Origin of the sequence: Rheinheimera sp. UJ51, from assembly GCF_020819615.1 — a bacterium.
GTDB lineage: Bacteria > Pseudomonadota > Gammaproteobacteria > Enterobacterales > Alteromonadaceae > Alishewanella > Alishewanella maricola.
The window spans coordinates 228,681-252,220 of record NZ_JAJHOG010000002.1; the positions used below are offsets into that span (position 1 = coordinate 228,681).

Annotated in this window: 21 protein-coding genes; 8 read left to right on the top strand and 13 right to left on the bottom strand. The window is 45.3% G+C overall.

What is annotated here, in order from left to right:
- The first annotated feature begins 2 nt into the window (after window positions 1-2).
- The 3 genes from LMJ53_RS03085 (at window position 3) to LMJ53_RS03095 (ending at window position 7,249) form a co-directional block, all read left to right on the top strand.
- A complete protein-coding gene (locus tag LMJ53_RS03085) occupies window positions 3-959 on the top strand; it encodes an efflux RND transporter periplasmic adaptor subunit (protein WP_229584755.1) in 957 nt (318 codons plus the stop codon).
- Between the two features lie 69 nt (window positions 960-1,028).
- Window positions 1,029-4,139, top strand: coding sequence for an efflux RND transporter permease subunit (locus LMJ53_RS03090; RefSeq protein WP_229584756.1), 3,111 nt, complete (start codon window positions 1,029-1,031; stop codon window positions 4,137-4,139).
- A gap of 1,499 nt (window positions 4,140-5,638) precedes the next feature.
- Window positions 5,639-7,249 carry a DUF4041 domain-containing protein gene (locus tag LMJ53_RS03095; protein ID WP_229584757.1) on the top strand — a complete coding sequence of 537 codons (1,611 nt, stop codon included), beginning with the start codon at window positions 5,639-5,641 and terminating at the stop codon, window positions 7,247-7,249.
- A gap of 651 nt (window positions 7,250-7,900) precedes the next feature.
- Here LMJ53_RS03095 and LMJ53_RS03105 read toward each other — a convergent pair.
- From LMJ53_RS03105 to LMJ53_RS03125, 5 genes are all read right to left on the bottom strand, one after another.
- Window positions 7,901-8,116 carry a helix-turn-helix transcriptional regulator gene (locus LMJ53_RS03105; RefSeq protein ID WP_229584758.1) on the bottom strand — a complete coding sequence of 72 codons (216 nt, stop codon included), beginning with the start codon at window positions 8,114-8,116 and terminating at the stop codon, window positions 7,901-7,903.
- Window positions 8,109-8,564, bottom strand: coding sequence for a hypothetical protein (locus LMJ53_RS03110; protein WP_229584759.1), 456 nt, complete (start codon window positions 8,562-8,564; stop codon window positions 8,109-8,111). Before LMJ53_RS03110 ends, LMJ53_RS03105 begins: the two co-directional genes overlap by 8 nt.
- A 934-nt stretch (window positions 8,565-9,498) precedes the next feature.
- Window positions 9,499-10,410, bottom strand: coding sequence for a DMT family transporter (locus LMJ53_RS03115; RefSeq protein ID WP_229584760.1), 912 nt, complete (start codon window positions 10,408-10,410; stop codon window positions 9,499-9,501).
- Window positions 10,411-10,517: 107 nt separating this feature from the next.
- Window positions 10,518-11,225 carry an AraC family transcriptional regulator gene (locus LMJ53_RS03120; RefSeq protein ID WP_229584761.1) on the bottom strand — a complete coding sequence of 236 codons (708 nt, stop codon included), beginning with the start codon at window positions 11,223-11,225 and terminating at the stop codon, window positions 10,518-10,520.
- A 94-nt stretch (window positions 11,226-11,319) separates the two neighbouring features.
- The gene (locus tag LMJ53_RS03125; protein ID WP_229584762.1) at window positions 11,320-11,553 is read right to left on the bottom strand and encodes a hypothetical protein; all 234 of its coding nucleotides are present in this window, start codon (window positions 11,551-11,553) and stop codon (window positions 11,320-11,322) included.
- Window positions 11,554-11,680: 127 nt separating this feature from the next.
- Here LMJ53_RS03125 and LMJ53_RS03130 point away from each other — a divergent pair, with 127 nt between their 5' ends.
- Complete coding sequence (locus tag LMJ53_RS03130; protein WP_229584763.1) at window positions 11,681-11,989, top strand: hypothetical protein; 309 nt, start codon at window positions 11,681-11,683, stop codon at window positions 11,987-11,989.
- An 18-nt stretch (window positions 11,990-12,007) separates the two neighbouring features.
- On the opposite strand, the gene LMJ53_RS03135 is transcribed toward LMJ53_RS03130, so the two are convergent.
- A complete protein-coding gene (locus LMJ53_RS03135; protein WP_229584764.1) occupies window positions 12,008-12,694 on the bottom strand; it encodes a thiol:disulfide interchange protein DsbA/DsbL in 687 nt (228 codons plus the stop codon).
- A gap of 159 nt (window positions 12,695-12,853) precedes the next feature.
- On the opposite strand from LMJ53_RS03135, the gene LMJ53_RS03140 reads away from it, so the two are divergent.
- Both LMJ53_RS03140 and LMJ53_RS03145 read left to right on the top strand, forming a co-directional pair.
- Entirely contained in the window at window positions 12,854-13,828 is a 975-nt protein-coding gene (locus tag LMJ53_RS03140) for a DUF4862 family protein (protein WP_229584765.1), read from the top strand.
- A gap of 52 nt (window positions 13,829-13,880) precedes the next feature.
- A complete protein-coding gene (locus LMJ53_RS03145; protein ID WP_229584766.1) occupies window positions 13,881-14,900 on the top strand; it encodes a zinc-binding alcohol dehydrogenase family protein in 1,020 nt (339 codons plus the stop codon).
- A 49-nt stretch (window positions 14,901-14,949) separates the two neighbouring features.
- Here the strand turns inward: LMJ53_RS03145 and LMJ53_RS03150 are convergent, their stop codons facing one another.
- The 3 genes from LMJ53_RS03150 to recQ form a co-directional block, all read right to left on the bottom strand.
- The gene (locus LMJ53_RS03150; protein ID WP_229584767.1) at window positions 14,950-15,555 is read right to left on the bottom strand and encodes a YkgJ family cysteine cluster protein; all 606 of its coding nucleotides are present in this window, start codon (window positions 15,553-15,555) and stop codon (window positions 14,950-14,952) included.
- 111 nt (window positions 15,556-15,666) lie between these two features.
- Window positions 15,667-16,860 (bottom strand): 7TM-DISM domain-containing protein, encoded by a 1,194-nt coding sequence (locus LMJ53_RS03155; protein WP_229584768.1) that lies wholly within the window; start codon window positions 16,858-16,860, stop codon window positions 15,667-15,669.
- 38 nt (window positions 16,861-16,898) lie between these two features.
- Window positions 16,899-18,710, bottom strand: coding sequence for a DNA helicase RecQ (recQ, locus tag LMJ53_RS03160; RefSeq protein ID WP_229584769.1), 1,812 nt, complete (start codon window positions 18,708-18,710; stop codon window positions 16,899-16,901).
- 130 nt (window positions 18,711-18,840) lie between these two features.
- Here recQ and LMJ53_RS03165 point away from each other — a divergent pair, with 130 nt between their 5' ends.
- Window positions 18,841-19,293 carry a thioesterase family protein gene (locus LMJ53_RS03165; RefSeq protein WP_229584770.1) on the top strand — a complete coding sequence of 151 codons (453 nt, stop codon included), beginning with the start codon at window positions 18,841-18,843 and terminating at the stop codon, window positions 19,291-19,293.
- Window positions 19,294-19,393: 100 nt separating this feature from the next.
- Entirely contained in the window at window positions 19,394-20,071 is a 678-nt protein-coding gene (locus LMJ53_RS03170; RefSeq protein ID WP_229584771.1) for a DUF599 domain-containing protein, read from the top strand.
- 62 nt (window positions 20,072-20,133) lie between these two features.
- Here the strand turns inward: LMJ53_RS03170 and dolP are convergent, their stop codons facing one another.
- The 4 genes from dolP to LMJ53_RS03190 are packed head-to-tail and all read right to left on the bottom strand — an operon-like array spanning window position 20,134 to window position 23,529.
- Window positions 20,134-20,700: a division/outer membrane stress-associated lipid-binding lipoprotein gene (gene dolP / locus LMJ53_RS03175; RefSeq protein ID WP_226752174.1), complete on the bottom strand. Its 567-nt coding sequence runs from the start codon at window positions 20,698-20,700 to the stop codon at window positions 20,134-20,136.
- 1 nt (window position 20,701) lies between these two features.
- Window positions 20,702-21,289: an SIS domain-containing protein gene (locus tag LMJ53_RS03180; RefSeq protein WP_226752173.1), complete on the bottom strand. Its 588-nt coding sequence runs from the start codon at window positions 21,287-21,289 to the stop codon at window positions 20,702-20,704.
- A gap of 11 nt (window positions 21,290-21,300) precedes the next feature.
- Entirely contained in the window at window positions 21,301-21,645 is a 345-nt protein-coding gene (locus LMJ53_RS03185) for a YraN family protein (protein WP_229584772.1), read from the bottom strand.
- Window positions 21,646-21,651: 6 nt separating this feature from the next.
- Window positions 21,652-23,529 carry a penicillin-binding protein activator gene (locus tag LMJ53_RS03190; RefSeq protein ID WP_229584773.1) on the bottom strand — a complete coding sequence of 626 codons (1,878 nt, stop codon included), beginning with the start codon at window positions 23,527-23,529 and terminating at the stop codon, window positions 21,652-21,654.
- Window positions 23,530-23,540 lie beyond the last annotated feature (11 nt).

Sequence of the window (23,540 nt, forward strand, 5' to 3'; positions counted from 1 at the left end):
TTATGTATAAAAAAATCATTGAGCACACATTTTTTAATAAAGTCAGCCCTAAGCTAACATTAACTGGTGTGCTATTGGCACTTTTAATTTTACTATCATTCATTAGCCAAGCGGGCGAGGATGACCACGGCGAAAATGGCACGCACAACGACCAAAAGATGGTTGTAATGTCAGACAAAGTGGCTCAACAATCCGGTATTCAAACAACGGTGGTCAGTGGTGGTCAGATTGACAGTACAGTCACAGTGTACGGGGATATTATTAGCGATCCTGCATCACTTAGTCACATTAGAGCACGGTTTGATGGTGTGATAACTAAGGTAACAGTAACGCTTGGTGATCGTGTAAAAAAAGGGGATGTACTTGCTACGGTTGAGTCAAATGAGAGTCTAAAACAATATCAGCTAACCTCGCCGTTTTCCGGCACGGTCATTGCGCGTCATGCCAATGCAGGTGAGCTATCCAATGGGCAGATCCTGTTTTCAATTGCGAATTATGATACCGTTTGGGCACAATTGAAATTGTTTCCGAGCCAGCGAATTTCGGTAGCCGCTGAACAAGCGGTAATCTTAAACTACGAAGACATCGCGCAAACTTCTTCAATTAGTCATATTGCACCTGCTAGCGAAGCAAAGCCATATACCTTAGCATTTGTTAAACTTGCCAATAATGATGGCAATTGGCCTATTGGTACACTCGTTAAAGCACAGATCACCATCGCCACCACGGATGTTTCAATGCGCATTCCCAAATCGGCAGTTCAAATCTTTGAAGGCAAGCAAGTTGTCTTTGTCAAACTCGGTAATGAGTATCATCCACGCCCCGTTAGGCTAGGTGTAGCTGATAATTTGCACATTGCTGTGTTAGAAGGGCTGGCGATAGGTGAGCACATTGTTAGCCAAAATAGCTACGTGATAAAGGCAGATTTAGAGAAGTCGGAGGCTGGTCATGATCACTAAACCATTATTGATGGCTAACGCTATTTGCTTTCGTAGTCAGCCGTTGCAAAATCGACAGGGGGTAGCAGTATGATTGAGTCTATCCTTAGAATCTCTATTGAACGGCGCGGGATCATGATGTTGTTGATCCTGTTTATCACAGGCTTAGGCTTGTGGAGCTACCACAAATTACCTATTGATGCGGTGCCTGACATTACTAATGTGCAAGTACAAATCAATACTCAAGCACAAGGCTATTCGCCTCTTGAAACGGAGCAGCGTATCACGTTTGTGGTAGAAACCGCATTAGCTGGGTTACCCAGTTTAACATATACCCGTTCACTATCTCGCTATGGTTTATCTCAGGTCACAGCCGTGTTTGACGAAGGAACCGATTTATACTTTGCTCGAAACCTTATTAATGCACGATTGGGTGCGATAAAAAGTCAGCTACCCGAAGGGCTTGAGCCTGAGATGGGACCCATAGCAACCGGCTTAGGGGAGATATTTATGTATACCCTAAGCGCAAATAAAGGCTCACAGCAACGTGACGGAAGTGTTTTTGATGCGATGGCATTGCGTGAGATTCACGACTGGGTAGTTAAGCCTCAATTAGCGCTGGTGAAAGGCGTGACAGAAGTGAACGCAATTGGTGGCTATACCAAGCAATATCATGTCAATCCCTCACCACAAAAAATGCTGAGCTTTAACGTCAGCATGGCTGATTTATCAACCGCATTAGCGAGAAACAACGCTAACCAAGGTGGCGGATTTATTGAGCAAAATGGACGTCAGATATTGGTGCGCTCACAAGCTCAACTGCAAACGATTGAAGATATCGAAAATGTCGTAGTTACTCGTATCGATTCGGTGCCGGTAAAGGTAAAAGATATTGGCTCTGTTGCTATTGGCAAAGAGCTGCGCACAGGTGCGGCGACCAGTGAAGGGGTTGAAACAGTGCTCGGCACTGCAATGATGCTAGTGGGAGAAAACTCACGCGCTGTTGCGTTAGCTGTCGCTGAAAAGGTTGCTGAGATCCAACGCAGTTTACCCGATGGTGTCATTATCCAAGCCGTATATGATCGCACAAGCTTGGTCGATAAAGCGATTGCCACGGTGCAGAAAAATTTGGTTGAAGGAGCACTGTTAGTTATTGTTGTTCTGTTCCTTCTGCTGGGTAATGTTCGCGCTGCTTTGATCACCGCTGCGGTCATTCCACTTGCGATGCTAGCGACAATTACAGGGATGGTGCAGGCTGGCGTGTCGGCAAACTTAATGAGCCTAGGTGCACTAGACTTTGGGCTGATTGTTGATGGTGCAGTGATCATCGTTGAAAACTGTATTCGTCGTTTATCAGAGCAACAAAAACGCACAGGTGCGATTTTGTCGCTTAAATACCGTTTGGTATTAGTACTTGAAGCCACCAATGAGGTGATCCGTCCCAGTTTGTTTGGTGTGCTGATTATCACGGTCGTATACATCCCGTTGTTCTCATTGTCTGGGGTAGAAGGCAAGATGTTTCACCCGATGGCGGCGACTGTCATTATCGCATTGCTATCAGCAATGGTTTTTTCTATCACTATTGTGCCAGCTGCGGTTGCCATATTCATGAACGGCAAAATAAGTGAAAAAGAAAGCCCAATTATTGTTGGCGCTAAACGTGTTTACGCGCCTTTGTTGCATGGCGCATTGAAGATGCGCTGGTTAGTGATAGGTGCGGCAACGGCGCTTGTGGTGGTGAGCATTGTGTTAGCCACACGACTTGGGACAGAGTTTATTCCGCAACTTGACGAGGGAGACATTGCGCTGCATGCCATGCGCGTGCCGGGAACCGGTATCGAGCAAGCTGTTGAGATGCAAAAACAACTCGAAACCAAAATCATGGAGTATGCACAAGTTAAAACCGTGTTTGCAAAAACCGGCACTGCCGAGGTGGCCACTGACGCGATGCCGCCGAATGTGACGGATACCTTTGTGATGTTAAAGCCGCGAAGTGAATGGCCAGATCCTAGTTTATCCAAAACGGATTTCGTTGAGCAATTAGAACAAGAGCTAAGCGAAATCCCCGGCAATAACTACGAATTCACACAGCCCATTCAAATGCGATTTAACGAGCTAATAAGTGGGGTACGCGCTGATTTAGGGATTAAGGTATTTGGTGATGACTTGGACACACTAGTCACCTCTGCCAACCAGATATTGCAGGTATTGCAAACGATTGAAGGGGTAGCCGATGCTCGTCTGGAACAAGTCGACGATGTTCCCATCTTTACTATCAATCCTAAACCCATCATGCTTGCAAGGCACGGCTTGGACATTACGGATTTACAGGTTTGGTTACATGCAGGGATTGGAGGGAGTGAAGCTGGACTTATATACGAAGGCGACCGACGATTTGGTCTCATTGTAAGGTTTGATGAAAACATCAGAGCGAACCTTGAAGAATTGGGTGATATTCCACTTGTAACGGCAAATGGCGAATACGTTCCGCTGTCAGAAGTAGCAGAATTGGGCTTTTCCTCTGTGCCTAGTCAAATAAGTAGAGAAAATGGTAAGCGACGAGTGGTTGTTACCGCTAATGTCAGGGAACGCGACTTGGGTTCATTCGTGCAAGAAGCTAAGCAAATGATTGCCCAACAGGTTGATTTACCAGCCGGATATTGGCTTGACTATGGCGGCACATTTGAACAGCTTGAAAGTGCCAGCAATAGGTTATCCATCGTTGTACCGGCTACTTTATTTATTATCGTAACGCTTCTGGTCATCGCCTTTGGCTCAGTTAAAGACGCCCTGATTATATTTACAGGTGTACCACTAGCGCTCACCGGCGGCATTTTAGCACTCTGGTTGCGTGATATGCCTCTATCTATATCGGCTGGCGTTGGCTTCATAGCGCTTTCCGGTATCGCTGTGCTAAATGGCTTGGTGATGTTGTCATTTATTCGTCAACGTTTTGAGGAGACGGGTGAACTTGTTCACTCTATCGTTGATGGTGCGATAACTCGGCTAAGACCAGTGTTAATGACAGCGTTGGTTGCTAGTTTAGGCTTTGTGCCGATGGCACTTAACGTAGGCACGGGCGCAGAAGTACAACGTCCGCTTGCTACAGTTGTTATAGGTGGGATTATTTCATCGACACTTTTGACACTATTCGTTTTACCTGTGCTGTATCGTTTCGTTCATGGGAACACTGCTAAATAACAAATCATCGGTCATATCAATATTCATTTGTTGATGTGACCAACTTCACAGAATAACGTTGATATTTTATTGAGTTCAGTTATGACGACAGTTGCAAGAAAATATGGACAGTGTCTGCTCATGTATTTTTAATACCTAATAGTATTTTTGCTGATTACTAACGAGTCGACTTATACGAATATTCTGTAGTGGTCTAAGTATCACTCAATTCCCGCTTTGGGCTTGAAACTCACCCAAATATTCTATTTTTAAGGGCAATTGAATTATTTAAAAGATCATAATTTGTCAATGACTTCTTTCCACCCATTAACAGATTTTAAACTAGCGACTAATGGGCTTCTGCTACATCGTACTTTTTAGATCTGACACGAAGACACTGAGTGTCTGCTTTCAGGGCCCGATTTAAAATAATCTATGACTGCTTTTGGCACTTTGTGACGATTCAAATAACAACCAAGCACTGGATTAATCCTTGAGCTTGTGATAAATATGATCATACTCTTCGATTATTTTTGCCTAGGCATTAAACTTTTCACCTTCAGGCGTGTTTTGGCTCAGCTTCCATCAGTTGCTCATTTGCTTCTAAAGCAGCTTCATATTCGTGTTCGTTTTTTATAAGTGGGTTCATTTTCATCTTGTTACCGTAAACAACAACCGAATAGTTACCTAATGTTACTAAGTGGCACCGTCTGGCACCCGCAATTACTCAGCAGCTTCAAGGCTTACCGCACGCGTTAAATTTCCAGCAGTTGAGATCTGCTCGTCAGTTAATGTCTGATCGCTATGTTTTGTCATACTGATTTGCAGCTAGTGAGTGTGCATGGAGGAATATTGAGTTTACGTTTTACTGGTAAGCTTTATTGATTGATTCATCGCTTACGGGCAAACTATATTGTCTTGTTTTACCCTTACGGGCAAACTTTATTGTCATTACACAAAGTGACTCTTTTCATCGTAGCGCTTAACTGATTTTGACATGCGATAGCGCGTTAAGTACTGTTATTTAATTGTTTGTTGCGGTTCGGTTATCTGTAGCATAACCACCCAGTGGTAAGCGTTTAGCTAAGCTGTCACCTTGCGGTGAGAGACTTTCTTTTGCATCGCCAAAAGAAAGTCTCGCAAAGAAAAGGCGACCCACGTTGCGGCGAAAGCCCGTTCAATTTTGCCCGCCCAAGGCGACGAGGTAACTCGCTCGGCGCTACCGCCCCTCACTCAAACACCCCTCGTCTTAAAACCTTGGTCGTGCAAACTTGCTCGGCTTGCAACGTAATGGGCTTAAAAGCACATCGGACTGGTCTTGGTATATGACTCCGAAGCTAGGTTACTCGAAGCTAAGTTTTACAGAGTAATGTGGGAAAAACCTTAGCCAGCCAAGCCTCATAATAGGTGTAATGTATTAATCATATTTACAGATACTTGAGTATATTTTTTTGATGATATGTTATTTTTGCTTGGCTAATTAGCCCAAGCAACTTTATAAACAAGGACGTGAGACCAATATGGAACAAATTTTTATCCTCATTACAATCATTTTTTTAGTCACAATAATTTTATTAATTGAAAGGCTTCATTCGGTAAAGACTAAACTTAACAAGAAGGTTGAAGATTTAAGCGCTGAGGTTAACTCATTATCCCAATTCTCTGATGTTAGAGATGCTTCTATAGAGCTTGACCGTTTAAAATCTGAAATCCTCACTCGGGAACACGATTGTCAGCAACAAATTACTGAACTACTGGAACGCGCAGCTAATGAATCTAAATCGATTATTGATAAAGCTCAACTGGAAGTCGATGTACTCCGACGAGACACTAACGCTGATACTAAATCTAAAAGAGAACGAGCATCAGCACTTTTGACTGAGGCTAATGCACAAGCAGACATTATCATAAACAAAGCAAAAGAAAGTGCTGAGGAAATTGCTGGTGATGCTTACAGAGCTTTAAAGGAAGCTGATCGTTTAGAAGGCGTGATCCAAGCATTGAAAAACGTTATCAATGGCTATGGCGATGAGTACATGAAGCCAACATATGGATTACTTGATGAACTGGCAGAGATGTATGCGTTTGACGATGCAGGTAAAGAGCTAAAACTTGCAAGAGAACGAACAAAACTGCTTGTGACTTCCGAGCGTGCAGCTACCTGTGATTATGTTGAAAAAGGCAGAGCTAAAACGGCTATCAATTTTGTTATTGATGCATTTAACGGCAAGGTTGATTCAATTTTATCGCGATCTAAAACTGATAACTTTGGAAAATTAGAAGCTGAAATAAGAGACGCTGCATCACTTGTAAATCAAAATGGTAAAGCGTTTAGAAACGCCCAAATCACTGAAGAATATTTAACGTCCCGAATTGATGAGCTTCATTGGGCAACAGCGGTTAATACCATACGCGAAAATGAACGAGAAGAGCAGCGTAGAATACGTGATCAGATAAGAGAAGAGCAAAAGGCACAGCGTGAATTTGAACGTGCTATTAAAGATGCTGCGAAGGAAGAGGCGGCAATCCAAAAAGCAGTGAGCAAATTGCTCACCCAACTGGAAAAAGCAACCGAAGATCAACGTGCTGAGTATGAGCAAAAGCTAAGTGAGCTTCAGGGTAAGCTTACGGAAGCGGAAGCAAGGAACCAACGCGCCTTATCCATGGCTCAACAAACTAGAACTGGCCATGTTTATGTAATTTCTAATGTCGGGTCATTTGGTGAAAACATCTATAAAGTTGGTATGACGCGACGTTTAGAACCACTTGATAGGGTTCGAGAGCTCGGCGATGCTAGCGTACCATTCCCCTTTGATGTTCATGCCATGATCTGGAGCGAAGATGCACCCGCGCTTGAGCGTGACTTACATCGCTACTTTCTTCGTGCGCAAATGAATAAAATAAACCCAAGAAAAGAGTTTTTTAAAATCGATATTTCTAAGATCAAAACCCATGTTGAAGAACGCGGCCATAAATGCAGTTGGACATTAACAGCCGCTGCAACTCAGTATCGCGAAACACTAGAGATAGAGAAAAAAATTGAAAGCGATGCTTCAGTCGCTAATGAATGGATGCGTCACCAGTTAGAGTACGAGCCTATTTTTTCTGATGCAGAGGAAGAATTAGAATAAATAGTCGTAAATTTATCTGCACTCGCTTGGCTTGCCCCGGAAATTTCGAGTTATAAATGATAAACATAAGGCTAGCTTTGAGCGAGTAACAGGCATTCCAGCTGCGCCAAAATGTTTTGCGCATGTCCGCAATAACTTATTAAAGAAACAACTTTTTCGCCATTGGCGAGTAACTTTCTTTTGTTTCGCCAAAAGAAAGTTACCAAAGAAAATTCGACCCACGTTGTGGCGAAAGCCCGTTCAATTTTGTCCGACCAAGGCGACGAGGTAACTCGCTCGGCGCTACCGCCCCTCTCTCAAACACCCCTCGTCTTAAAACCTTGATCGTGCAAACTTGCTCGGCTTGCAACGTAATGGGCTTAAAAGCATAGCAGTGTTAGCAAAATTAATGCTAATGACTGGTCCCACAAACTCTCGGTATCTGACCCCCGAAGCTACTTTTTCTTAGCTTTCGGGCTCTGCAGGTCGGTGTTTGAGCCTTCGTAGATCTCAGCGGCTAAACCGATAGACTCGTTCAGGGTTGCACTCTCGGTATCTGACCTCGAAGCTTATCGATACTCAGCAATCCGTTACGGACCCATGTCGAGTGACGATTCGGTAAAGGATTTCTAATAGCACTGTGATACTCGTTACCTATTTGATATAAATTAATTAGTTAGAAGGTTTTTCTAGTCTGAAAATGGATTCAACCGGCGTATTAAAATACTCTGCAATGCACAGAGCAATCTGAACAGAAGGCGTGAACCTGCCTGTTTCAATGGTACTAATTGTTTTTCGAGATACGCCAATAGCAGCTGCTAGCTTTTGTTGAGAAATACCCTTTTCAGCGCGATGCACAACAATGTTATTTGAAACTATTCTACTCATTGTCCTTTCTCAACCCTACTACTATTGTAATTCCGTAAGCGACAGCGCTTATTCCCAAAAAACATGTAATTAAATCTTCTCGTGAGAGAGGAACAAAATTATAAACACCTAACACCCCCGGTATAAATGCTAAGATTACGGCAATATAACCGACTTTATACGCTTTGAGGCTTACCATATTCAAAAATTCATCTTCAAATGTACCTCTCCATGCTTGCTTCGAAAATGAAAAATTTCCCTGTAGTTTCCATGATGCTAATAAATAAATTACGGTAAATATTATTCCTGAAGCAATGACAATGATGAGCCCCAAAACTCTTCCATTCACAAGCTCGAAAAGATTTGCTGATATCACAGATAAAATTAAAATCCCAGCTAGTAAATGAATGTATCCATGCCACTTAAGATATTCGTATTCTAATTCAGCAGTAGTTTTTAGAGCTGGCATAACAGCTTTCCTTATTTTTTCTGGTAACGATTTATTTGAAACGTATATGCCTATTGTAACCTTAAGAATCCAATTTGACACCTTAAGGTTGCCACTTGACACCTTAAGGTTCCAAATTTTTTTACTAAGGTAGATTTCTAGAGTTTAATCTAGTTCAAACTTCCATGGAAAAGAGGTTGTAAGACCAGGTTAATCAATGAAATGAATCCTGTTTTAAAGGGCTTATATTCAGTCTTGTTGGACTCAATTTATTTGATTTGCCAAGCTGTTAGGGAGGTCATTGCCTTCGCAAGCATGGCTTGATGTAGATGTCGCGAGCATCGGCTTTTGGATTAGCTTGCCAATCAAGTCATTGGGTTAGAACAATAATGCCTTTAAAATAGGGTACTCAGAGGTAACGTACTGAAACTGCCCATAGTACCAATTGAGATGAATGTTGGTGAACGTCTGCAAATGGTACAAACAAGCTATTCAGCTAAGCGAATTTTTATTCCCCTTAGAGCGAGCCGACTGAACATCGTTGGCCAAGGTTTTAAGAAAACGGGTGTTTGAGTGCGGCGACGGTAGCGCCGCGCGAGTTACGTTTTCGCCTTGGGCAGCGCATGAGCAGTTGGGCTTTCGAGCGGAAGTGGGGTCGCATTTTCTTTGGATACTTTCTTTTGGCGACGCAAAAGAAAGTATCTCACCGCAGGTGAAAATACGGACTAGCCACTTAGGCTGGGCTGTTGAAATGATGACCAAAAGATTTAGGGGCAAAGACAGGATATGAGGGCTTAGTCTCGCCCCCTAAACATTTCCGTTTTTAGCGTACAGGCGATTTACAATATAAGCGAATTGCGGTCGCTGAGTTTTACTGAATAAAAATTTACCCGTGATAGCAATCGCAATAACACTCCTGAATTCGCCACTATTGAAGTCAGATGAACATCTTATTTCAATACGCACTGCGCAATGCAGATTTAAAGTTTACAGACTGAATAACAATACATACACAAACCAACAGCATTCCCAGCCAACCTTTAAACGTAAATACCTCTCCTACAATCCAAACGGCTAAAAGCGTTGCAACGAGCGGTTCAATCAAGGTAATTAGAGTAGCTGAACTTACTTCAACTGACTTAAGCCCAAACCCGAACAATAAATAACCTAAAAACATCGGCACGAATGCCATATATAGTACAACCAAAGTATTTTCAGGCGTGCGGAACAAGTTTTCACCGGTAAAAAATAGGGACGGTAGAAGCAATGTAGCCGCAATACCAAATATCCCCGCCATTGAAGATGTTGAGCTTACTCCTTTGTTGATCATATGCTTTACCAGCAAAGAGTAGGCTGCATACGTTAAACCTGCTACCAAACCAAGCATAATACCTAGCCGCTGCAAGCTAACATCAATCGGTAAGTAGCCATCAGCTGACTTTCCCATACTAAGCAATACAACGCCGCTTGCGCCAATGACAAAACTGACGCACCATCTCGCCGATACATTCTTTTTGCAAAAAAGACGCTCTAATATTGCAGAGAAAAGTGGTGCGCTTGCAATTGATACGACAGTGCCAATGGCAACACCTGACCAGCGCATTGCAGTATAAAAGGCTAATGGGTACAAGGCCACGCACAAACCACCGCCGATAAGCACAATTGGCATTTTTCTCATTAAAGGTAAATTCTTATCTAGCTCTTTTCTCGCTAAAATACAAAGAAGTACGCCGCCTCCGCCCATGGCAAAAGCGCCAATCGCTAATGGGCTAATATCGGGAGAAAAATGAGCAACGGTTCCGGTAGTTCCCCACAAAAAACTCGCCACTATTACCGCTAGAATACTGTGAAAACGCGCACTTGCCATTGCTACTTTTACCCCATAACACTAAGAATGACTTAGGTGTATATTACAAGGGAAATACACTTAGCTTTTTACCAAAAGGACGGTTTTTATATCGATGAAGACGGAAGTTATGATTTAAATCGTGTTGGAGGAAGGCCAAAGTGTTTTGAAAATTTGCGGCTAAATGCAGCCTGTTCTGGGTAGCCAACTTTTTCGCCAATAATATTAATTGGATAATCAGTATGTCGTAGCAAAGCTTGCGCTTTCTCCATACGCAATTTACTGACGAAGTTCATCACCGTCATGCCGGTGTACTTTTTAAATAAAACTTTAAACTGAGTACTGCTTAAACACGCCACTTGCGCTAGTTGCTCTATGCTAAGCACTTGTTGAACATGCATTTGTATAAAGTGAATTGCGTTAGCGATACGAGCATCCAGCTTCGGCATCAACGTTTGTTCAGACAGCAACAAATAAAAAGTATGAAACATAGATTGTTCAAGTTGTAAGTTTAACTGTTGCTGTAATTGCTCTTCAATGAACAGCAAATAGCACGACAGCGTTTTATTAATCGCAAATACCACTCCGTCAAAAGAATCAATTTTTACTGGGAGGCAGTTCATATCAGCAACAACAAACCGCGCTTCAGGGGGCGCTGTAAAAAGATGATTTTCATGCTTCCTAACGATCACACATTCGCCAACCGCTACTTTGCCGTTAAAGTTTCCCACTTTAATCGCAATACTTCCCCGTAACGGAAGTACCAGCTGATAATAGTCATGTGAATGATCAACAGGTTTGGTACTGTAGCTGCGTATCGATAAAATATCAGGCATAAACTCAGGTTATTGGAAAACAGATTGAGTTATTATGCATGTGATTCCTGATTGCTCAAAGTGAGGTAAATCTTAACTTTGATAAAAGTCCGCTTCAGATACAAAGATGCTTTTCAGCAAAACAAATACCGCTTTGGATTTTATTCCCCTCAGAGCGCTTTCGAGCGGAAGTGGGATCGCATTTTCGTTGCATACTTTCTTTTGGCGACGCAAAAGAAAGTCTCTCGACAACAGCGACAATGTGATGACTACCATCCTGCCATTTCACGATAGCGCTGCCGAAAAAATACTCTTTAACAGGCTTATCTGCCGCCATCAAGCGTAGCATGGCGGGTTGTCTTTGCGGTCTGATGCACTTTGTGCAAAGATCGCGGTCTTAACCTGTTGTCAAATGCAATAGGCATGGCGCAGCGGCTGAATCGCGGCTCAATTTACAGAAAGGATTAGGTTTAACCATGAAAAAGCTGTCGAGTGTGCAAAAGAAACAACAAGCGTTAGTCATGGACGTCGTCACCACGCTGGAACAGCAAGCCATGCAGCAATTAGCCGGCGTGCAACAATGTTGGTTTAGCATGGAATACAATGTGTTCCCCAGCTCGCTATTAGTGCGTTTGCAATTTGTAGAGCAGGCGGCGTTAGATGCGGCGCAGGCAGTGTTATTGCCGTGGCAAAAAAAGCTCAGTGGCTTATTGTTGAAAAAGGGCGTAGTGCTAAAAGATATGCGCAAACATTTGGTGTTTACGTTAAGCGGGCCAGAGGGTTAAGGCTGGCCCGCTGCACGTTTAGGGTTTGTTTTGCAGATAATTTAACAGCTGATAATAATCTTCAGCGGTTTTCACATCTTCCGGTAAATCACCATTCACCAGATACTTACCTTTAACCACCACACTGGGTACGCCTTGAATGCGGTTATCGAGCATTTCGCGGTTGGCTTGCTCCATCGCTTGGCGTACGGCTGGCGATTGCGCCAGTTCAGTTAATTGCTTCGGATCGAGCCCATGTTGCTCCATGAACGCATTAATTGCTTTGGTATCGGGCATGGTGTTTTGTTGTTCCCGTGTTTGCCGATACAGTTCAAACAACGGTTCAACTAACTGCTCATTGCCGCTTTGTTGCAAAGCATAAAACACACTCGCATCAAAAGCCCAACGCTCACCTAGGGCGGGGTGCTTGCGTACCAACACCACATCCGGATTGGCTTGCAGATAATTGCGTAAGGTCGGTTCAAAGTTTTGACAATGCGGGCAACCTAGCCAAAAGTATTCAGTAATGTAGCGCTGATGCGCGGTTTCAAGTACCGGGTTGGTTAAAACAGTGTAGTGGCTACCTTCGGTAAACACGCGACTGGGGGCAGCAGGAGCCGCTTGTTCCACGGCCGTTGTCGGAGTATTACTGCTTGGCTCAGGTGAACAGGCGCTGATCATTAAGAAAGCGGAGCTAAGGAGTAAGGTTCGGCGAAAAAACGTCATAAAGATTCCTAATCAGGTTATAAACACCACAGATGCGAGTATCGAGTGTAATCACTTTAGCGCAGCAGCACAATCGCTAGGCTTCACCGCTAGGCTGGGGCTGCCGTTTTTTAACAAGACACGGTATGATAGATTTTTTTCTTACACAGGTTTCAAGCCATGTCGTTTTATTTAGGGGCTTATGCCGCCTCTCCTAATGTATCGGGTTGGGATCCCCAACTTGAAGCTGCTTATTATCAACAGTTAAAAAGCTTAGAATCGGTTCGTGGCTTAGAGCACCCTTTTTTAGGCAGTTTGCATGCGCAGGATGATCAGTGGTTTTTGCAGCATATTGATACTAAGTGGGATTTTGTTTTTACCACTATTCCTGGCGTGATGAACGCTTTAGCCACCTTACCTACATTTGGCTTGGCATCTACGGATGAAGCCGGTCGTGAAGCCGCGATTGCCTTTATGCGCCAAGCGAATCATGCTATTGCTAAGTTGAATACCCATCTGAAACGGCAAGCCGTGACTGCTATTATGCTACATAGCGCGCCGGCACGGCATAACTGTGCCGGTTCTGCCGCGGCGTTTAAAACATCTATGCAAACCTTGTTAAGTTGGGATTGGCACGGTGCGCGTTTGCTGGTAGAGCATTGTGATGCCTTAATCGACAGCCATGCGCCGTCTAAAGGGTTTTTAAGTTTAACCGATGAGTTAAGCGTGCTATCTGAACTGAATGCCACGCAAGCGCCAGAGCATCCGCTGGGCGTTGTGATTAACTGGGGCCGTTCAGTGTTAGAAACTCGGCAGGCCGACGGCGCCTTACAGCATATCGTCGCAGCCAAAGCCCAGGGCTTGCTCGCCGGCGTGATGTTCTCGGGTATTTCTGATCAAGCCACCGAATATGGCGCTTGGCGAGACAGCCATCAACCGGCACAAACGAATGAATTAGTGGCGTTTGGTGAGCCGGGTTCTTGGTTAACCGAGCAAGCAGTGGCAGACACCTTACAAGCTTGCCAAGGGGTTAATTTAGCGGTGCTGGGTTTAAAAATAGGCATTCGCCCACAAAGCGCCGATTTAACCTTACGGCTGAATTATTTGAGGGCACAGCTTGGTATGCTGCAACGGCAGGTGGCGCTTTGTCGCTGAAGCTTGGCACACTGATTTCAGTTACTCAATTTGATAAAAAGCAGAGGGATATATGAAAGCGATTGGCTATCAACACTCACTAGCAATTAGCGATGCGGCAGCATTATTGGATATTGAAGTACCGCAACCGGTGGCCAGCGGCCATGATGTGTTGGTGAAGATCGCTGCGATCTCGGTTAATCCGGTTGATACAAAAATTCGGCAACGTGTCACACCGCCAGCCGGCGAATATAAAATTTTAGGTTGGGACGCAGCGGGTGAGGTTGTTGCTGTTGGCGAAAAAGTGCAGCATTTTGTGCCGGGCGATAAAGTTTATTACGCCGGTGCACTGCAGCGCTCAGGCTCAAATGCAGAATTTCAGCTGGTGGATGAACGTATTGTCGGCAAAATGCCGGCGAACCTCAGTTATGCAGAAGCGGCAGCCTTACCCTTAACGGCACTAACGGCCTGGGAAATGTTGTTTGACCGCCTAGATATTGCTACGCCTAGCTTAAAGCATCCGAAACCGGTGTTACTGGTGGTCGGGGCTGCCGGTGGTGTCGGTTCGGTATTGTTGCAACTGGCGCGGCAATTAACCACGGTAACGATTGTCGCGACGGCTTCCAGAGCAGAAACGCAAGCTTGGGTGCGAGAGATGGGCGCGCACTATGTAATTGATCACAGTAAGCCGTTGTTAGCGCAGTTGCAGGCGCTGGGTATTGATGCCGTCAGCCACGTGGCAAGTTTAACTCACACTGATGCGCATTATGCTGAATTAGTAAAGGCGCTAGCACCACAGGGCAAGCTCGCATTGATTGACGATCCGGTCGGTGGCTTGGATATTATGCCGTTGAAGCAAAAAAGTATTTCTCTGCATTGGGAGTTTATGTTTACCCGGTCGTTATTTGCTACTGCCGATATGCAGGTACAACATCAGATATTAACCGATCTCGCCAAGCTGATTGAACAAGGCCAAGTCAAAAGCACATTGCAGCAGCAGTTTGGCACCATCAACGCGGCTAACTTACGTAAAGCGCATGCCCTATTAGAAAGCGGTAAAGCCATGGGTAAGATTGTTTTAGCGGGGTTTTAAACGTCAGACCTGACACAGCGCAAAGCTTTGTCAGGTCTGCATTAGGGCATTAGGCTATTTGTAAATCAGTACTAAAACTACTGTAATAGGATTTAAATAGCACTTTTTCTAGCGCCAATAACAAGGCCTGATTGATCGGATAATGCTTATTACCCAATTCATAATCTAGCTCGTTGACCTGCTCTTTGGCTGACATCATCATCGGTGGCGGATGCTCAGTCAGCATAATCAGGTGTTGTTGGTACTTTTCTGCTTTATCACTTTTGATCGTTTTACATACCGAAAGTGAGGTTTTGCCCATTTTGTCACGGTATCCTGCCGCACCAAAAACCCGGCAAATACTAGGCCGCTGCTGATATACAGTGCATTGCCCTTGCTTGCCATCAAACGATAGCCGCTGGTAAAAAAAGCAACCAGAAACTTCTGGTAACTCTTCGAGTTGTGTCAGTGTTTGCTCGGCTTTACCCTGATCAAACAGGTGTAATGCCAGCGGTAACATTTCTAGCACGGTCGCTTCAATAGTGGGTTGAGTGCAGCACTCACCACAGCTACTACGACAGCTTAAACCGCTGTCTTGCTGATAACTGGAAAATGTGTCCGCCATTTCGCCATACACAGCCTCAACACGACGCGATAACTCACGCAGTCGTTGCATTTAAGACTCCGAACGAAATAACTAAAGAATAGTCGATAGAAACGGCGATTTGCCGCGGCGCCATTCTAGGGTGCTATGGCCTCTGTCTGCAAGAGGTAGTTGAAAATATAGTCAAAGATCACGACGGGCAAACTGTAATCGTGCTTTGGGAATATGCAGTAATAAAAAAGTGGAGATGGCCAAAACAAACAATAAGCTAGTGTTTAGCCACTGCACGAAGTTGGCCATGTAGTTAAGTTGCAGTAGTAATAACTGCAAGGTAGCCGCCACTGCAAGTAAGGAAAACCGTGGCGTGTAGCGGATCTGCGTGGTCAAACTAATAAATAATGCCTGCAACAACGTGATACTTAACACTAAGGTCATACAGATAAACAAGAGTTTAAGCTTCATGGGGCCTGAGGCAAATAACGGGCTAAATAATAGCAACAAGGCCAGCAAGAAACTGCCGCTATTAAGCCATAAACCATAGCCTGAACTTTGCCGCAGTAAACTAAAACGGGCAAACAAGCTTAAGCAAGCTAAGCTCGCCCCAACACTAATGTAAATAAATACCGCGTTCATTTCTGGATGTAATGGCCATAAGCGACTAAAGGCTTGGCCATTAAGCGTACTTAGCACTAATAAAAAGGCCAGATAAAACCCCGCTAAGGCATACAGTGCCGGTTGATGTTGCTGTACACCCCGGCACAGTGCTAGTAAGGCCAGTAACAGCAGGGCGCCATTAATCATACTGTCATATTGTAACTGTTGCTGGCTTGCTTCGAGCAGCGGTGCAAGCGAAGAAATGCTTAATTCGGTACCTATCATGGCGGCATCTTCTAGCTTAATTAACACACTGACTTGCTCTGCAATGTCAAAGCGCAGCGGTTGTGAAAAGCTGTAGAGCGGCAAAGGCCGCTCACTAAATGGAAATGCGCTACCGCTGCGCCCTAGAAATTGCACGCTAGGGATATCGGTTGCGACTTTATAAAAACTGACTTTGTCGACGGCGAGAAAATGATAGCTCAGCACCGCATCCCACGGTTCAGGGTACGGGTTTTTAATTTTGGCTAACAGCCAAACAGCTTGTTGCGCGGTGATCCTAAGGGTATTTTGTTGGGGAGTTAGCGCGGAAAAGTTATGGAACAACGCGGGGTCTGCTACCAGTTCATTGGCCGACAGTGACACATCGGTGATTTGATACTGTAGCTCGGTTAACCGATGCGGTTGTTGCTGAATAATATCCAAGGTGCCGGCAGCATGAACGCTGCCACATAGGCTTAAGCATAACAAGGCGATGCGGGCTAAGGTCAGAAAACGTGACAAGCTGTGAACCTCAGGTTAAAAAATAGGATGTAGGCTTACTACTCTAGCAGAGGGTTACGGCTATCAGCCAGATAATCCCCAATTTCGGTCATAAATTCTTTGCCGTAACGACTTAACTTCGTAAAACCCACCCCTGATACCGCCAGCATGGCGGCGTTATCGGTGGGCAGTTTGTGGCACATATCAATCAGCGTGGCGTCGCTAAATACCACAAAAGGCGGCACGTCATCGCGCTCTGCGATGGCTTTGCGCAGTGTTCGCAGGCGAGCAAATAATACCTTGTCATGTTTTTGTTGGCCAAGCTTCGCCGGCGTTTTACTGCTAGCTTGAAGGCGAGGCACCGCCAGTTGCAGTGGGTGTTCACCTCGCAGCACTGGGCGTGCCGCGGGCAATAAACGTAATACCGAATGCTGAGTAATATCTTGCTGTAACAAGCCAAAGTGAATGAGTTGTCGAAAAATACTTAACCAATAATCATGGCTGAGTTGTTTACCTAGGCCCCAGGTAGAGAGTTTGTCGTGCCCAAGCTCTTGAATTTTATGATTTTGACTGCCACGTAGCACTTCAATCACATGGTGCAGGCCATAGTTTTGGCCTACCCGATAAACACAAGACAATGCCTGTTGCGCAGTTTGGGTGCCATCAAATTGCTGTGGCGGATTTAAGCAAATATCACAGTTGCCACAAGGTTGTTGCCGTGCTTCGCCAAAGTAATTTAATAACACCAGTCGGCGGCACGTTTGCGCTTCGGCAAAAGCGGCCATTGATTGAAAGCGCTGCCACGCCACTTCTGCGCGTTGCGGGTTATCTTCGGCTTCTAACCAGCGTTTCATTCTGGCGATATCAGCCGGATCAAATAACAGCAGTGCTTCTGCCGCCACGCCATCTCGTCCTGCGCGCCCCGTTTCTTGGTAATAAGCTTCAATAGTGCGAGGGAGTTCAAAATGCACCACAAAGCGAATATTCGGTTTATTAACACCCATGCCAAAGGCCACGGTAGCCACAATAATGCTGATATCATCACGTTTAAAGGCGTCTTGTACCTGGTCACGTTGGGTTGCGTCATAACCTGCATGATAAGCGGCCACGCGAAAGCCCCGCTCGGCTAATTGCGCGGTTAACTCATCTACTTTTCGCCGTGAACTGCAATAAATAATGCCGCTGTTATTCTCTTGTTGTTTCAGATAAGCCAGCAGTTGTTCTAATGGCCGAAACTTCTCTTGTACCGTGTAACGAATATTCGGGCGATCAAAACTGCCGCGATAAATCAGTGGGTTGTTTAGATCGAGTTGTTGCAAGATATCTTGCTGAGTGCCGGGATCAGCGGTGGCGGTTAAGGCCATCACCGGAGTATCAGGAAAACGCTGTTTTAATTGCGCTAAAGCCATGTAGTCAGGGCGGAAATCATGGCCCCACTGCGAAATACAGTGCGCTTCGTCAATAGCAAATAAGCTCACCCCTACTTCTTGTAAACGAGCAATGAAATTGGGTTGCAACAAGCGTTCGGGGGCGACATACAGTAATTTTAAACGGCCGTCGTACAGCTGCGTAAAGACCTCTTGCACGGCGTCGCGGCTTAAACTGCTATTGATAAACTCGGCCGCAATACCATTGGCTTTTAACGCATCAACCTGATCTTTCATCAGAGACATTAACGGCGAAACGACTAACGTCACTTTAGGTAGGTGTAGAGCAGGTAATTGATAACAAAGTGATTTACCACCACCGGTTGGCAGTAATACAAAGCAATCACGTTGTTGCATCGCCGCACCAATAATTTCAGCCTGACCTTCACGCCAGGTGTCATAACCAAAGGTTTGTTTTAGGGCGGGTAGCATTTGCTCAAGCACGCGGTGTCGATCTCCGGTCAAAAAGAGGCGTATTGTAAGCAGAAATGCCACAAAGTTATACCCCAGCAGGCTTTGCAGTGAACAACAGAGGCAGTACACTGACAAAAATCCATAAAAATAAGACGATGACATGACTCCTGAACAACTGGTGCCTTATATTGCTGGCGTTTTCAATGAAATGCCCTTTAATAAACTCATCGGTTTAACCGTAACCCGCTTTGATGAGGAAGTGGCTGAAGTACGTTTTAATTGGGCAGAGCAACTGATTGGCAACCCGTTACAGCAAATTTTGCATGGCGGCGTGATTGCTTCGGTACTGGATGTGGCGGGGGGGCTGATGGCCGTATCCAGTGCCTTAGGTCGCGTGCAGCAAGTTGCGCCAGAGCAGTTGCACGAACGTTTCGGTAAAATGAGTACTATTGATATTCGCACCGATTACTTAAGGCCGGGCCGTGGCAACGTGTTTATTGCTAGCGCCAGAGTGATCCGTGCGGGCAATAAAGTGGCAGTTTGTCGTATGGAATTGCATAACGAGCTGGGTATTCATATCGCGTTGGGTACCGGTACTTATCTGGTGGGGTAGTTGCAAAGTTTGTTTACGCATAAGTCTTAATAAAACAGTCTTAAGGCACACTGCGCTTTCGTTATATTATGCACAAAGTTAAAACAGGTAGGAGCGTCCAGTGCTGAGCTTATTAGATATTATCGCCTTAGTTTGGTTTAGTTTAGCTTGGGGAGGTTACACCCTCTACGCGAAACGCCGCGCGAAAGTGGTGAGTTGTTTGTCATTTGAGCTGCGCCGGAAGCGAAACCATTGGATGCAGCAGATGTTACGGCGTGACAATAAGATGGCGGATGTCGGGCTGATTTCTACCCTTGAGCGCAACGTGACCTTTTTTGCTTCAAGTTGTTTGTTAATTATGGCCGGTTTGCTAACGGTGCTGACATCGAGTGAACGCTTAAACACTATGCTGAGCGGGTTGATCCCGTGGAGCGCGCAAACCGAAACACAAATTCAAATTAAGATTTTGTTGTTAGCGTTGATTTATGTGTTTGCCTTTTTCCAATTTACCTGGTCATTACGCCAATACGGTTTTTGTGGGGTATTAATTGGTGCAGCGCCAGATGGACGCGAGATGGCGACAGAAGAACAAGATTTGTATACCAGCCGCACGGCCAAGGTGATTGATCAAGCCAACCACTCGTTTAACTATGGTTTGCGCGCCATCTATTTTTCGCTAGCGGCACTTACCTGGTTTATTGATAGCAGTTTGTTTATGGGGGCAACTGTGGTGGTGGTATTGATCTTAAAACACCGAGAGTTTCATTCTAAGGTATTAAAAGCCCTGCAGCAGTGCTAAGCGGTTAAAGCAAACGCCATCGCTTATCATGTAAATAAGCGATGGCGTGTGATTAATTCCGCTTATTGCGGGCTTTCAAAGGCTTTAATAACCCGAACCACACCTTCGACATTACGGGCAATATCAACCGCTTTATCTGCTTCAGGCCCACCTACTAGCCCCATTAAAAACACTTCAGCGTTTTCGGTAACCACTTTGATGTTTAAACCACTGACATCATCATCGGCTAACAACTTACTTTTTACTTTAGTGCCAATCCAGCTATCGCGGGTGCGGGTGGTCAGTGAGGTATTGTTGCCAAGGCGAATTTGGTTATGCACCATTTTTACGCTGGCTATATCTTGCACTAAACGTTGTGCTTGCTCGCGAACTTGCTCGCTTTTGGCTTGGCCGGTGAGCAAAATCACGCCATTGTAGCTCGTCACATTCAGATTACTGCCTTTAGCAGTGATGTCGTTATCACCTAATGCTCGGCGCGCTTTTAGCACTATACCGTTATCATCAATTTGCGAACCTAAAGTGCGGCGATCATTAGCGGCGGTCACCGCGGTTGCGCCACCGGCCACCACGGCTGCAGCACAACCTTGTAGCAATAGAATAGCAGCTAAAACACTGGCTAATTTCATCATATTAAAACTCTCCTTGCTGTGGAAACAGCGTCATATCGATCAATTCACAAAGGCAGTGTAGTAAAAAGGTGTAACATTCAATCACCCGTGCCGGACGGTGTGCCGGCACTTTTAATTCAACATCTTGTTGATTTAATAACCCGGATAAATCACTGCTGTTATCTACCGTGAGGGCAATCACTTTCATATCGTTGGTCAGTGCCGCTTCGGTTGCACGGATCAGACTTTGTTCTGCACCATTAAGTGAAATCACCACTAAAATATCCGCAGCTTGGCCTAACGCTTTCACTTGCCTCGCTAAGTAATCATGATTTTGTTGGTTAGCCGGTTGCAGGCTAGAGTGATCCGCTTGTAAAGCAAATGCGGGTAAACACGGGCGCTCGGTTTCAAATTGATCCAATAACAGTTGGGCAAAATGGCTGGCTAAATTAGCGCTGGCCCCTTCGCCACAACAAATCACCTTACCGCCATTAATCAGCGTTTGCACTATCATTAGCGCGCCGCTTTCAATTGGGCCGGCTAACGCTTCGCTGGTGGCGATCATGGTTTGGATATTTTCACTAAACAGGTGTCTGATATGTTCTTGCATCCGGGGTCCTGTTAACTAAAGGCATTTTGCAGCCAGTTATACTGATAGGGCGCTTGGCCTTCAATGGCTACCACATCTATGCGACAAGGCTGTTGGCTAAGTCGATGCTGCTGTTGATAATACTGTACGGCTTTTAACACTTTTTGTCGTTTGGCGGGCGTAATGGCGGCTAATGCCCCACCAAACGCTGTGCTCGCCCGATATTTTACCTCAACGAACACCCAGTAAGGGCCTTGGCGCATAATTAAATCAATTTCACCGAGCTTACAGCTAAAATTCTGTTGCACCAAGCTTAGGCCTTGTTGCTGCAAAAATTGCAGCGCCAAGGCTTCATATTGCTGACCAAGCTCGTTCATGCGGGCTTACGGCTCTTGCACCGCAACCAAACGGTTGCTACGGTAACTGCCCCAGCTTAATTGCCGGCTAATACTGCCATCGGCGTTGACGGTCAGTCGGCCAGTAAAACCGGGATGGCTTAAACTGGGTAATTGTTGCTGTTGCTTTAGGCTGCCAATAATGTGATAGGCGTCATAGCCCATTGCGAATAATCGCTGCAGGGTTTCATCCTGCTCACTAAACAATGCCAGGTATTGCTGCCGAACCTTTTGACTGTGCTGTTCATTTAACAACCAAGGCGTTTCGGTAAACGTGAGGCCGTTTAGATCGCGTAAATCATTAGCATCACCGCCGGCGCTGTAGCTGCGAGAACTGGCGTAAATAGGCAGCTTTGGCGCGGTTTGCATCACCGAGACATCGACAAAGGGTTTAAACATTCTGGTTTGCACCGGATCGGCAAGTAAATATATAGCATCAATATCTAAGCGGCTATGCGCTTCACTTTCCACACTGCCAGGAATTAAACCGGAGATCAGCCGAATACGCTCGCGGCTGCTATCTGTTTCTAATAACCGAGTAATTAAAGCTTCTAATTCAGCTTTGGCTTCAAATTGGTAGCTCTCGGGTGCCTCATGGCCCAGTGCTTGCCATTGTCGGGTAAAGTGTTGCTGCATACGCTGACTAATGGCATTACGTGAGCTGATGATCACAGGCCGCTTATAATTTTTTTGCGCAAACAATTGCACCATCTGCGCCGCTTCATCTTCCAAATTTAAAGCAAAGTAAAAACGGTCAGGTTGCGCCGGTAATTGACTGTCACGGCTGTTTAAAAATAAGGTTGGGTAAGTCCAATCGGCTTGTTTACTGACTTGTTCTACCTGATCTTTTAACAGAGGGCCAATCACAAAGTCGATTTGCTTCGCTGCTAATTGCTGTTGAATGTCGGTAACCGATTGCTGGCTATCAATAAACAACAATTCACGGGGTAAACTGTTATCCGCGCTGGTAGCGGCCAGTAAGCCATATTGAATCGCTTTAGCATGTTGCTGAAATTGACCACTAAGCGGCAATAATACGGCGATACGCTGTGGTTGATAAGGCGTTAGGGCCAATTGCTGTTGTAAAGCCTTTGGTAATTGCGACAAGCTCGGTAACTGCGGATAACGTTGTTGCCATTCGGTTAGCGCATTGTTTAATTGTTCGGGGTTGCCCAGCTTATTGCGTACCACTTCTAATAAATTGAGCCAACCGCGCGCGCGCTGGCCCGCACCTACTTGTAAGTTGGTCAGTTCGCTATGACTTAAGGCACTGAGCTGCGGCCATAACTGTTCATGTAATTCAGCATAGCTGTTTAGTAGCGTAGGGTTGTTGCCGAGCATCTCATCTAATTGCAATAAACTGCGGGCCGCAGCGTAAGCGCGCTGTTGCTGTTGATACAGTTTGGCACTGGACCATAAAAAGGCGGCTTGATCGCTCGGTGCGAGTTGTGTGCGGTTAGTTTGCTCAATCAGTTGTTCGGCTAACGCCAGCTCGTTATGTTGCAGATAAGCTTGTAACAACAGCACCTGATTACGCTGGCGGATCAGCGCACTGTCACTTTGGCGTAAGGTATCGGTAATGGCTAAGGCCAACGTGCTGTTTTGCTCGAACAAGGCGGCTTCGGCGGCTTTTAATAAGCGAATTTGTTGCGCTTCGCCTTGATAAGTTGCGGCTTGAGCTAACAATTGCTCAGCCGAAAGCGTTGCCGGTTCGCGGGTTTCGTCTTTGGCTAGCTCGGTGATTAGCTCGCGCTCAGTCGTGCTACTTTGCTGCGGAATGGTTTGCGCACAGCTGCTGACTAAGGCGGCCATGGTTAAAATAAATAGCGGCTTAAATTTGCTGGTTTTCACAATGCACAGTACCATAGAGTTTTCGT

Excerpts from the sequence above, each read along its gene's own strand:
- LMJ53_RS03135 (WP_229584764.1), bottom strand. The coding sequence starts at position 12,694 with ATGACGTTTTTTCGCCGAACCTTACTCCTTAGCTCCGCTTTCTTAATG.
- LMJ53_RS03140 (WP_229584765.1), top strand. The coding sequence starts at position 12,854 with ATGTCGTTTTATTTAGGGGCTTATGCCGCCTCTCCTAATGTATCGGGT.
- LMJ53_RS03150 (WP_229584767.1), bottom strand. The coding sequence starts at position 15,555 with ATGCAACGACTGCGTGAGTTATCGCGTCGTGTTGAGGCTGTGTATGGC.
- LMJ53_RS03115 (WP_229584760.1), bottom strand. The coding sequence starts at position 10,410 with ATGGCAAGTGCGCGTTTTCACAGTATTCTAGCGGTAATAGTGGCGAGT.
- LMJ53_RS03090 (WP_229584756.1), top strand. The coding sequence starts at position 1,029 with ATGATTGAGTCTATCCTTAGAATCTCTATTGAACGGCGCGGGATCATG.
- LMJ53_RS03190 (WP_229584773.1), bottom strand. The coding sequence starts at position 23,529 with ATGGTACTGTGCATTGTGAAAACCAGCAAATTTAAGCCGCTATTTATT.
- LMJ53_RS03085 (WP_229584755.1), top strand. The coding sequence starts at position 3 with ATGTATAAAAAAATCATTGAGCACACATTTTTTAATAAAGTCAGCCCT.
- LMJ53_RS03110 (WP_229584759.1), bottom strand. The coding sequence starts at position 8,564 with ATGCCAGCTCTAAAAACTACTGCTGAATTAGAATACGAATATCTTAAG.
- dolP (WP_226752174.1), bottom strand. The coding sequence starts at position 20,700 with ATGATGAAATTAGCCAGTGTTTTAGCTGCTATTCTATTGCTACAAGGT.
- LMJ53_RS03165 (WP_229584770.1), top strand. The coding sequence starts at position 18,841 with ATGACTCCTGAACAACTGGTGCCTTATATTGCTGGCGTTTTCAATGAA.
- LMJ53_RS03125 (WP_229584762.1), bottom strand. The coding sequence starts at position 11,553 with ATGCTACGCTTGATGGCGGCAGATAAGCCTGTTAAAGAGTATTTTTTC.
- LMJ53_RS03145 (WP_229584766.1), top strand. The coding sequence starts at position 13,881 with ATGAAAGCGATTGGCTATCAACACTCACTAGCAATTAGCGATGCGGCA.
- LMJ53_RS03180 (WP_226752173.1), bottom strand. The coding sequence starts at position 21,289 with ATGCAAGAACATATCAGACACCTGTTTAGTGAAAATATCCAAACCATG.
- LMJ53_RS03130 (WP_229584763.1), top strand. The coding sequence starts at position 11,681 with ATGAAAAAGCTGTCGAGTGTGCAAAAGAAACAACAAGCGTTAGTCATG.
- LMJ53_RS03095 (WP_229584757.1), top strand. The coding sequence starts at position 5,639 with ATGGAACAAATTTTTATCCTCATTACAATCATTTTTTTAGTCACAATA.
- LMJ53_RS03120 (WP_229584761.1), bottom strand. The coding sequence starts at position 11,225 with ATGCCTGATATTTTATCGATACGCAGCTACAGTACCAAACCTGTTGAT.
- LMJ53_RS03185 (WP_229584772.1), bottom strand. The coding sequence starts at position 21,645 with ATGAACGAGCTTGGTCAGCAATATGAAGCCTTGGCGCTGCAATTTTTG.
- LMJ53_RS03105 (WP_229584758.1), bottom strand. The coding sequence starts at position 8,116 with ATGAGTAGAATAGTTTCAAATAACATTGTTGTGCATCGCGCTGAAAAG.